The sequence below is a fragment of the Streptomyces bohaiensis genome, assembly GCF_012033785.1.
GTDB classification, from domain to species: domain Bacteria; phylum Actinomycetota; class Actinomycetes; order Streptomycetales; family Streptomycetaceae; genus Streptomyces; species Streptomyces bohaiensis.
In genome coordinates, this window is the sequence record NZ_JAAVJC010000195.1 from 1 (window position 1) to 8,899 (window position 8,899).

General features: G+C 74.2%; 9 protein-coding genes. 3 read left to right on the plus strand and 6 right to left on the minus strand.

Going from position 1 to position 8,899, the window contains the following annotated elements; all coding sequences use genetic code 11:
• A partial coding sequence (locus HCN52_RS18065; protein ID WP_312876760.1) for a UbiA family prenyltransferase occupies nt 1–657 on the minus strand: 657 nt, incomplete at its 3' end.
• Nucleotides 654–1,928 carry an inositol-3-phosphate synthase gene (locus HCN52_RS18070; protein WP_168089492.1) on the minus strand — a complete coding sequence of 425 codons (1,275 nt, stop codon included), beginning with the start codon at nt 1,926–1,928 and terminating at the stop codon, nt 654–656. The genes HCN52_RS18070 and HCN52_RS18065, both read right to left, overlap by 4 nt.
• 343 nt (nt 1,929–2,271) lie before the next feature.
• Here HCN52_RS18070 and HCN52_RS18075 point away from each other — a divergent pair, with 343 nt between their 5' ends.
• The gene (locus HCN52_RS18075; RefSeq protein ID WP_168089493.1) at nt 2,272–3,183 is read left to right on the plus strand and encodes a helix-turn-helix domain-containing protein; all 912 of its coding nucleotides are present in this window, start codon (nt 2,272–2,274) and stop codon (nt 3,181–3,183) included.
• A gap of 51 nt (nt 3,184–3,234) precedes the next feature.
• On the opposite strand, the gene HCN52_RS18080 is transcribed toward HCN52_RS18075, so the two are convergent.
• Both HCN52_RS18080 and HCN52_RS18085 read right to left on the minus strand, forming a co-directional pair.
• Nucleotides 3,235–4,113 carry a SigB/SigF/SigG family RNA polymerase sigma factor gene (locus HCN52_RS18080; RefSeq protein WP_168089494.1) on the minus strand — a complete coding sequence of 293 codons (879 nt, stop codon included), beginning with the start codon at nt 4,111–4,113 and terminating at the stop codon, nt 3,235–3,237.
• Nucleotides 4,114–4,750: 637 nt separating this feature from the next.
• Nucleotides 4,751–4,999: a DUF6480 family protein gene (locus tag HCN52_RS18085; RefSeq protein WP_168089495.1), complete on the minus strand. Its 249-nt coding sequence runs from the start codon at nt 4,997–4,999 to the stop codon at nt 4,751–4,753.
• 384 nt (nt 5,000–5,383) lie between these two features.
• Here HCN52_RS18085 and HCN52_RS18090 point away from each other — a divergent pair, with 384 nt between their 5' ends.
• Nucleotides 5,384–5,620 (plus strand): DUF397 domain-containing protein, encoded by a 237-nt coding sequence (locus HCN52_RS18090; protein WP_168089496.1) that lies wholly within the window; start codon nt 5,384–5,386, stop codon nt 5,618–5,620.
• Between the two features lie 89 nt (nt 5,621–5,709).
• A complete protein-coding gene (locus HCN52_RS18095) occupies nt 5,710–6,636 on the plus strand; it encodes a helix-turn-helix domain-containing protein (protein WP_168089497.1) in 927 nt (308 codons plus the stop codon).
• 96 nt (nt 6,637–6,732) lie between these two features.
• Here the strand turns inward: HCN52_RS18095 and HCN52_RS18100 are convergent, their stop codons facing one another.
• On the minus strand, nt 6,733–7,521 hold the full coding sequence (locus HCN52_RS18100) for an SAM-dependent methyltransferase (protein WP_312876761.1): 789 nt from the start codon (nt 7,519–7,521) through the stop codon (nt 6,733–6,735).
• 250 nt (nt 7,522–7,771) lie between these two features.
• Complete coding sequence (locus tag HCN52_RS18105) at nt 7,772–8,182, minus strand: hypothetical protein (protein WP_168089499.1); 411 nt, start codon at nt 8,180–8,182, stop codon at nt 7,772–7,774.
• Between the last annotated feature and the right edge of the window lie 717 nt (nt 8,183–8,899).

Sequence of the window (8,899 nt, forward strand, 5' to 3'; positions counted from 1 at the left end):
CATGCGGGTGCCGACGGTGAAGTTGGGGTCGCTGGCCAGCAGGACGGTCGCGGTGCCGGGACCGACCGTGGTGACGCGCCCGACGAGGCCGTCGCCGTTGAGGACGGTCATGTCGCGGCGGCTCAGCCGCGTCACGGCGAGGATGTGGGCGGCGGTCAGCGCCGCCGCCGGCAACGCGCGCCGGGTACCGCCGGGACCCGCGCCGAGCAGCACGTCCAGCGCGCGGGCGGCGGCCATGGTCGGCGGGCCGAGCGGGGTCGCCTTGGTCACGAGGTCGTACGCCCAGACCGTCCCGGCCAGCGGCAGGGCCCGGGTGAGCAGCGCTCGGGCGCCCCCGCCCGCGGCGGCGAGCGCCAGCCCACCGACGGTCAGCGACACGGCGGTGGCCAGCGCGGCGTCCGGCGTGATCCGCCCCGAGGGGATGGGGCGGCCGGGCCGGTCCCGCGCGTCCTCCTCGCGGTCGGCCCAGTCGTTCAGCGCCATGCCGGCCCAGTAGAGGCAGGCGGCCCCGGCTGCCGTCAGGGCGGTACGACCGTTCAGCGGCCGACCGGCCGCCGCCGCGCCGACGACGACGTCGCCGGGCACGGTGAGCGCGGCGGGGGCGCGGACCAGTTCGGCCAGGTCCCGCAACCGCGGGGCCGCGGCTCCCGCGCTCACGCGGCGCCGCCCGGAGCGGACGGGTGCGGGCCCCCGCCGTCGGCACCGCCTCCGGCGGCCGACTCCGTACCCGCCTCCGTGCCCGGGGCCGCGGTCGCCCAGGCGACCAGGGTGTCGAACTGGCGGGTCAGGTCGTGCTCCCGGCTGCCCATGGGCTCCTTGAAGAAGAAGCCGAGCGCGGGGAGCAGCCCGGTCTCACCGCGGCGGCGCGCCATCGCCACCAGGCGCACCAGGTCCAGCACGAGCGGCGCGGCGAGCGCGGAGTCGCAGCCCTGCCAGGTGAACTGGAAGGTCATCCGGTTGCCGAGGAAGCCCTCGAACAGCACGTGGTCCCAGGCGGTCTTCCACTCCGTCATCTCGGGCACGTTGTCGATGTGGACCAGCCCCTCGACGGGGTGTCCGAGGATGTCCTGCACCGCGCGGGCCTTGGTCTCCGTCTTGGAACGGGCCGCATCGGGGTCCGCGAGGGTGGCGCCGTCGCCGCCGCCGAGCAGGTTGGTGCCCGACCAGGCCCGGACCCGCAGCGCCCGGTGCAGGAACATCGGGGCCAGCGCCGTCTTGACCAGCGTCTCGCCGGTCTTGCCGTCCCGCCCCGCGTAGGGAACGCCCGCCTCGCGGGCGAACTCGTCGAGGGCGGGCAGCGAGGCTCCCGCCGAGGGCGTGAAGTTCACATAGCCGCAGCCGGCCTCGAAGGCCGCGTAGGCGTAGAGCGCGCTGGGCGGCAGCACCTCCCCGCCCGACTCCAGAGCGGCGCGCAGTTCGGCCAGCGAGCGGTGGGCGGTGCGGGGTTCGACCGGCGCCTCGGTGGAGGCCAGGTTGACGACCACGACCTGCTCCAGCGCGTTCCGCTCGCGGAACGAGGCGAGGTCGGCGACGAGGCGGCTGACGGTGGCCCACTGGCCGCCCTCCCCGCCCTCCTCGACGGCGCCTATACCGGGACGTATCTCCTGCTCGGCCGCGCGCAGCGCGTCCTCGACCTGCGGCAGCAGGTGGGCCGGGAACACCCCGGCGTCGGCGAGCTGCGCGGCCCGCTTGGTCAGCGGGACGCCGACCATGTCATGCCCCCCGAATACCAGTTCGGTGGGGTGGGGCAGTTCGGCGTCCCGGAAGAAGGGGAGTTCGGTGACGCAGCCGGTCGGTGAGGCCAGCTTCCCGGCCAGCGCGGCGGCGCCGACGGCGACCGTCGTGGCGACCGAACCGCGTGCGCCGACGATCCAGATGCCGACGTTCGTGGAGTCCGCCGGAGCGGACGGAGCGTGGGGTGCAGACATGGGGGGCACGCCTCCAGTGGGACGGAAATCCGCTGGTCCGGGGCCGGTTCTCCAGTCCCGAGCGATCATGGAATTATACATCTGACCTTACATATGGACCCCGTTCGTCATGCGCTGATTTCCTCGCCGAAACCCACTCCCACCAGCACCCGCCCCGGTCGGTGAGCGTCCGACCCGCTGCGGGGCGCGGGCACCGCGCGGACCCGAGCGCGGGCGCACGCCGATGCCGAACCAGCCCGCCGCGCACCTGTGTTCACCACTCGGACACGAGCCCTCCACCGAGCCACTAGGCTGGCCGGTCCGGCGCGAGCGCGTCCGCCGGTCCCACAGCAGGGAGCGAGACATGGGCACGAGCGACGCCCCGGCCACCACCGTCCAGGACCGGTCCCGCGCCCATGCCGGCCCCGTCGTCCCCCGCATGGTGCTGGGGCTGCGCCTCCGCCGCCTCCGGGAGGCGCGCGGGATCTCGCAGGAGGAGGCCGGCACCGTCATCGGCGCCTCGCACTCGAAGATCTGCCGCCTCGAGCTCGGCCGTACCGGGTGCAAGCTCCGCGACGTCGGCGACCTGCTCTCCCTCTACGGCGTCCGTGATGCCGCGGTGCGCGAGGCGGTGCTCGGCCTCGCCGCCCAGGCCAACCGGCCCGGATGGTGGCACGGCTACGCGGACCTGCTCACCGACAGCGCCCAGGCCTACCTCGGCATCGAGCAGGCCGCGGCCGTCATCCGCTGCTGGACGCCGCAGACCGTCCCGGTGCTGCTGCGCACCCCGGACTACTCCCGTGCCGTCTGCCGCGCCGTCCACCTCACGGCCGACGACGCCGAGGTGGCCCGCCGCGTCGACCTGGAGATGCGGCGGTCCCGTGTGCTGGAGGGAACAGCCGCGGCACGGTTGTGGGCGGTGGTCGACGAGTCGGCGCTGCGGCGGCCCGCGGGCGGAGCGGAGACGATGCGCGGGCAGCTGCGCCACCTCACGGAGATGGCGGCGCAGCCGCACGTCACCGTGCAGATCCTGCCCTTCGACGCGGGGTGCCACGCCGGGCTCGGCGGGCCGGTCACCCTGGCACGCCTCCCCGGCGGGCTGCTCCCCGACGTCGCCTTCGTCGAGCAGCACGCCACCGTCGCCCAACTCGACCGGCCGGCCGAGGTCGAGCATCTGTGGGAGGTCGTCAACCACCTGGCGGTGCAGGCGGCGCCACCGGCCGAGACCCACGGCATCCTGACGCGGCTGCTCGCCGCCGCCGACAGCACGGCGTAGTCCGGGCTCGGCCGCTCCGCGGCCGAGCGCCGAGCCGGGGTGCGGCCGCCGCTACCGGCGCCGCCCCGTGCCCCGGGCGGCGGGCGCCGAGCCCGGCGAGGGCCGCTGCCCGCCGGCGGCGCCGACCCCCTCGGCCTCCCGCCGCAACTGCTCACAGGTGTCGCGCAGCAGACGGGAGACGTGCATCTGGGAGATCTCCATCCGGTCGGCGATGGAGCGCTGGGTCATGTCGCACCAGAAGCGCAGGTAGAGGATGTACCGCTGCCGCTCGGCCAGGCGGTCCAGCCCCGGGCGCACCGCCTCCCGCCGGACCACCTGCTGGTAGCCCGGGTCCGCCGTGCCCAGGGTCGCCAGCAGCGTGTGGCCGCCCTGGGGCCCGGTGGGGTCGGAGTCCAGCGAGAGCACGGAGTAGCACTCGAGCGCGGAGAGCCCCAGTCGGACCTCCTGCGGGGAGAGTCCGGTGCGGGCCGCCAGCGCGGCCACCCCCGGTACACCGCCGTGGTCGCCGGTGTCGAGGTCCTTGACGGCCTCGCGCACCGTCCGGCGCAGCTCCTGAACCTTTCTCGGGACGTGGACGTCCCAGGTGCAGTCCCGGAAGTGGCGCTTGATCTCCCCGACGATCATGGGGACCGCGTAGCTCTCGAACGCCGTGTTGCGTTCCGGGCGGAAGCGCAGCACCGCCTTGGTCAGGCCCAGCGCCGCCACCTGCTCCAGATCCTCCGCATCCTCTCCCCGCCCCTGGTAGCGGCGGGCCAACCGCCGCGCCATGGGCAGCCAGGCACGGACGATCCGGCCGGTCAGCACCTGCCGGGCCGGTCCCTCGGGCAGGGTCGTCAGCAGGGCCTGCTCCCGCGCGGTGTCGGGGGCGTCGTCGTGCGGATGCCGGCCGCGCCGTGGCACGGCCCGGCCCGGACGTGCGGTGTCGTTCATCGGGCTGCTCCCGGGCGGGCGGGCGGCCGGTCGGCGTGGTGCCGACCGGTGTCGGCGGAGGCGCCGTCCGGTGCGGGCACGACGTCTCCCCTCCACCACCATGGCGCCTCCCGGCGCGTCCGTCCTGCGCAGCCGGTCCGGGGGGATGACGCCGCTCCCGGAGCGGCTGGGTTCCGGATGCGGTCCGGGCGTGGTTAGAACCCTCCTGCCGGGGCACCCGTCGTGTCCGCGTCGCGCGGCGACACCCTCCGGCCGGAAGGCAGGCATCCGATGACCGTACCGCCACCCCCGCCCGACGGGCCGGGCCCGGTTCCCGCACCCGAACCGGTGCCGCAGCCCGGTCCCGGACCCGCGCCCGAGCCGGACCCGGGGCCGCCGCACCCGGAGCCCCCGCCCGAGCCCGGGCCCGCGCCCGACCCCGGCCCGCCGCACCCCGGGCCCACGCCGCAGCCGTATCCCGAACCCGACCCGGGGCCGCCCCGCCCGGCCCCGGCGCCGACACCCGGGCCCACCCCGGAACCGGATCCCGGGCCCGGGCCTCACCCCGTCCCGTGACCGCGACCGGGCACGGGGATGCCGACGGGCGCGACCGCCCGCCGACACCCCCCCGTGCTCGGTTGTTCGAATCGGGCGGCGCTCAGTCCGGTCCGCCGCTGACGATGAGCCACACGGCGTAGCAGACGAAGAAGCCGACCACCAGCGCGGTGGTGATGATCAGTGCCGTGAGCGGGCCGGCGGCCCAGCCCCGTACGGGGTTGTGGGCGTCGGACGGGCCGGCCTCCGACATGCTGCCCTCGGCGGGTGGCGTGTCACCGGTCTGCTGCGCGCCCGAGGTGTCGACGCCCGCCGTGTCACGGGGGTCCGGGTCCTGGTTCTGTGCGTTCATCGCCCCCGGGTTACCCGTTCCGCCCGATTGACACATGCGGGGCGGGGTGCCGGGGCCCGCGCCGAAGCGCCACGCCGGGTGTACTCCGGTGGAGCGACGCCACGGTGAGGGTTCGGACAGATTCCTCCCCATGTCGTGCACCTGCCCGACCCGTGACCGCGTCGCGCCCCGGCGCACGCTCCGGCTTCCCCGCAAACCTCCCGCACGTGCGACGCATCAACAGGGTGCGGCTGGGCAATGATGGTCATCGCGCCGTTACCGCGGTGCAATCGCACGAGAGCGGACGGAGCCTCTCCCCCCGGACGTCCACCGGATGCCAGGAACGGGGAGACGTCGACCGCGTGCGGTCTTTCTCGCAGGTCCAAGCGTTTGGAGCACAGCTATATGGAGTCCTTCGCCAATGGAGTCCCGGCCACCGCGATCGAGGGTGTCACCTGGGTGAAGAGCAGTGCGAGCAACCCGGAAGGGAACTGCGTTGAAATCGCACGGCTGGCGGACGGCGGGTTCGCGGTACGCAATTCCCGCCATCCGGAGGGTCCCGCGCTCGTGTACACGCGCGACGAGATCGCCGCGTTCGTCGAAGGGGCACGGCGGGGGGACTTCGGCTTCGTGAGTGGCTGAAAGTGACCGGCGCTCTGTGGTCGGCGCCCCCACCGGGCCGCATCCGGAGATACTGACGATCGCGAAGTCCGCAGTCGAAGGAGCTCCAGGTGGACCGTCCGGACCGTCAGGACCGCAGAGTTGTCCCGCTCGATCTCGCACGAGCCGACCAGGACGCCGGTGGCCCGGTCGCCGCGGGCAAGGTGCTCGGCACCTACCTGCGGCGGCTCCGCCTGGACCACGGCTACCTCCTGAAGGAAGTGGCGCCGGTCATCAAGGCGTCGCCGGCCAAGGTCTCCCGGTTGGAGCGCGGTGAGAGCCCGGCCAAGCGGAAGGACGTGCTCGATCTGCTCGAGTTCTACGGGGTCACCGACCCCGAGGAGCGCGAGGGCATCGCCGGACTGCTGAAGCAGTCCGGCGATCGCGCGTGGTATCACCAGTTCAGCGACGTGATGCCCGGGTGGCTGGAGCGGCTGATCGGGATGGAGGCCGCCGCCGACGAGATCCGCACCTACGAGATGCAGTACGTGCCGGGGCTGCTCCAGACCCCCGACTACGCCCGCGCCGTGGTCTCGCTCGCCTTCCCCGACCCCTCCGCTTTCCACATCGAGCGCCGTGTCGAACTCCGGCTGGAACGGCAGCGGTTGCTGCAGAGTGCGGACGCTCCCCGGATGGTCGCGCTGCTGGACGAGGGCGTGCTGATGCGTCCCATCGGTGGGGCCACCGTGATGCGCGGGCAGCTGCGCCACCTGCAGAACCTCGCCGACACCGCGCGGGGCATCAACATCCGGATCATCCCGTTCACCGCCGCCGCCGGCAGCACCGCGCCCAACGCGGGCGTCACCTACCTGAAGTTCCCCGCCGGCGGCCCGGAGGAGATGGTGTACCTGGAGCAGCTGCACGGCGCCCGCTACCTCAGCTCGCAGCGCGAGGTGGAGGCGTACCGTCAGACCTTCCTGCTGATGGCCGATGCCGCGCTGGACCGCGAAGGCACGCTCGACCGGTTGCAGCGGGCCATCGACGCCACTCGCGACTGAGCGCGCCGGGCGACCGGGAGGCACCGCGTCGGCGCCCGACGTGCCGGAGGGCGTCACCCCGGCCGGGGTGACGCCCTCCCGCACGTCCGCCTCGGGTCAGGGCTTGCGCGCCATCGCCCCGTACTCCAGCCACTCCTGCGTCGCCTGTCGGGGCGACACGTCGCTGTCGGGCCGCCAGAGCGAGACGTCCATCGGCTCGTCGACGAGCTCCAGCCCCTCGAAGTAACGGTTCACCTCGTCGAAGGAGCGGACCCTGCCCCACGTACCGCCGGTGGTCTCGCGCATGAACTCGGTGACCGACTCGCGCACCTCGGGGTCGTCGCTCGCCAGCTGGCACACCACCACGTAGCTCCCGGACGGCAGCCGGTCCACCACGCGGCGCACGAGCCCCCAGGGGTCGTCGTCGTCGGGGATGCAGTGCAGGACGCTGACGAACAGCGCCGCCACCGGCTGCTCCAGGTCCAGCAGGGTGCGGGTCTCCGGGTGGTCGAAGATGCCGTCGGTGTCGCGCATGTCGGCCTGGATGACAGCGGTGCGGTCGTTCTCGTCGAGCGCGGCGCGGCCGTGGGCGAGGACGACCGGGTCGTTGTCCACGTAGATCACGTTGCACTTCTCGTCCACGCGCTGCGCGACCTGGTGCACGTTGTCCTGCGTCGGGAGGCCGGAGCCGTGGTCGAGGAACTGCCGTATGCCGTTCGAGGCCAGCCAGTGCACCACGCGCTTGAGGTAGAGCCGGTTGATCACGGCCAGTTCGCGGGTGCTGGGGGCGATACGGAGCAGTTCGTCGCATGCTTCGCGGTCCGAGGCGAAGTTGTCCTTGCCTCCGAGGAGCCAGTCGTACATGCGCGCGACACTGGGCTTGCTGACGTCGACAGTAATGTGAATCTCCCTAGGTAGCCGACCACTTCGCGCGTACCGAGGTCGCGAGGGGCCGCCCGCCGGGGTTGTACGCCGGACGGGTGGCCCATGCTAGGCGCGGCTGTTCGGGCCCGACCAGCGATGCGGGAGGCAACGGTTCGGCGCAGGGATGCGATTCGGCCAGTGCCCCGGGACGCGGTACGCGGGGTCCGCACCGGGCCGTTCCGGGAAGGTCGACGGTCCGGCGCTTCGGCCGGAATATGCCGGAGGAACACGCCTAGGGGGTGAGGCGGCGCTCCGCGGCGCGCAGGTCGGCCACCAGCCGGGTGCGGGGTACCCCGATGAGGTCGGCGGCCTCGTCCGTGGACAGCCGGAGGCAGTGGACGAGCGAGATCGCGTCGGCGTGGCGCGCGGAGAGCCCGGGGCGGTGCCCGCCGGCGCGCTCCGGCTCCCGTCCCGCCCGCGCCGCCTGGTCGGTCCGCGACGTGAGGAAACGCCAGGCCGCGGCAGCGGGGCTCTCGCTGCTGATGACCCGCCCCCACTCCCGGGCGAGGTCGGCGAAGGTGGCGTCGACCACGATGCGACCGGCGCGCGCCGACCCCAGCCGCAGGGTGGCGTAGTCGAGGTAGGCGCTGCGCCGGTACCCGCAGAACGCGGCGAAGGAGAGAGTGGTCAGTGTCCGTGGCACATGCGCTCCCAGGATCGGCGGCCGGCCCCGCTGCGGGACCCCGGCTCTCCGCCGCGTCCCGGCGTTTCCGGGGACGGCGACGGATTACGGCCAGGTGACAACGTCCGAAATGATGCACCGGGCCGGGGGGCCGCCCGGCGTCGGGCGGCGACCGCCGTGAGGCCCCGTCCGCCGGCGGAAGCCGTGGGTGGGGCGGCCGGACGGCGTGGCCTGCGCTGCTCTCGGTTCATGGTCCCGTCCTTCGCTGTGGGGGCGGCCGCGTCCGTGTCCCGTCGCCGTATCGGGGGCCGGAGTCGGGCCGGGGGCCGGGGGCGAAACCGTAGCGCCGCGGCCGGACGGGCACCATCCCCGCCGAAACGTGCAAACCGAGGGGGCTTGACGTCTCGACGGGGCGCACCGCGTCGTGTCGGCGTGCGCCCCGGTGCGACGGCCGCGCTTCGGTCGTTCGAAACCCGAGCGGGGGCGGTCGCTTTCAGTCGCCGGGCGGTCGGGAGCGTTCGCGGCCCGCGGCGTCGCACGGGGCCCCGTGCGCCCCAGCCGCCTCGCGGCGGACGTCCTTCCGGACGGTTCATCGGGCGAATAACCCTTTCGGGTGAAGTGCCGTTGGTGGTTCTCAGCCCCCGGTGCAAATGCGGCGGTCCACCGCCGCGCGGTTGCGCGCGACCGCGCGGCGACCGCGGCGGCGACGCGGCCGCCGGGACGGTGCCACCGCGCTCC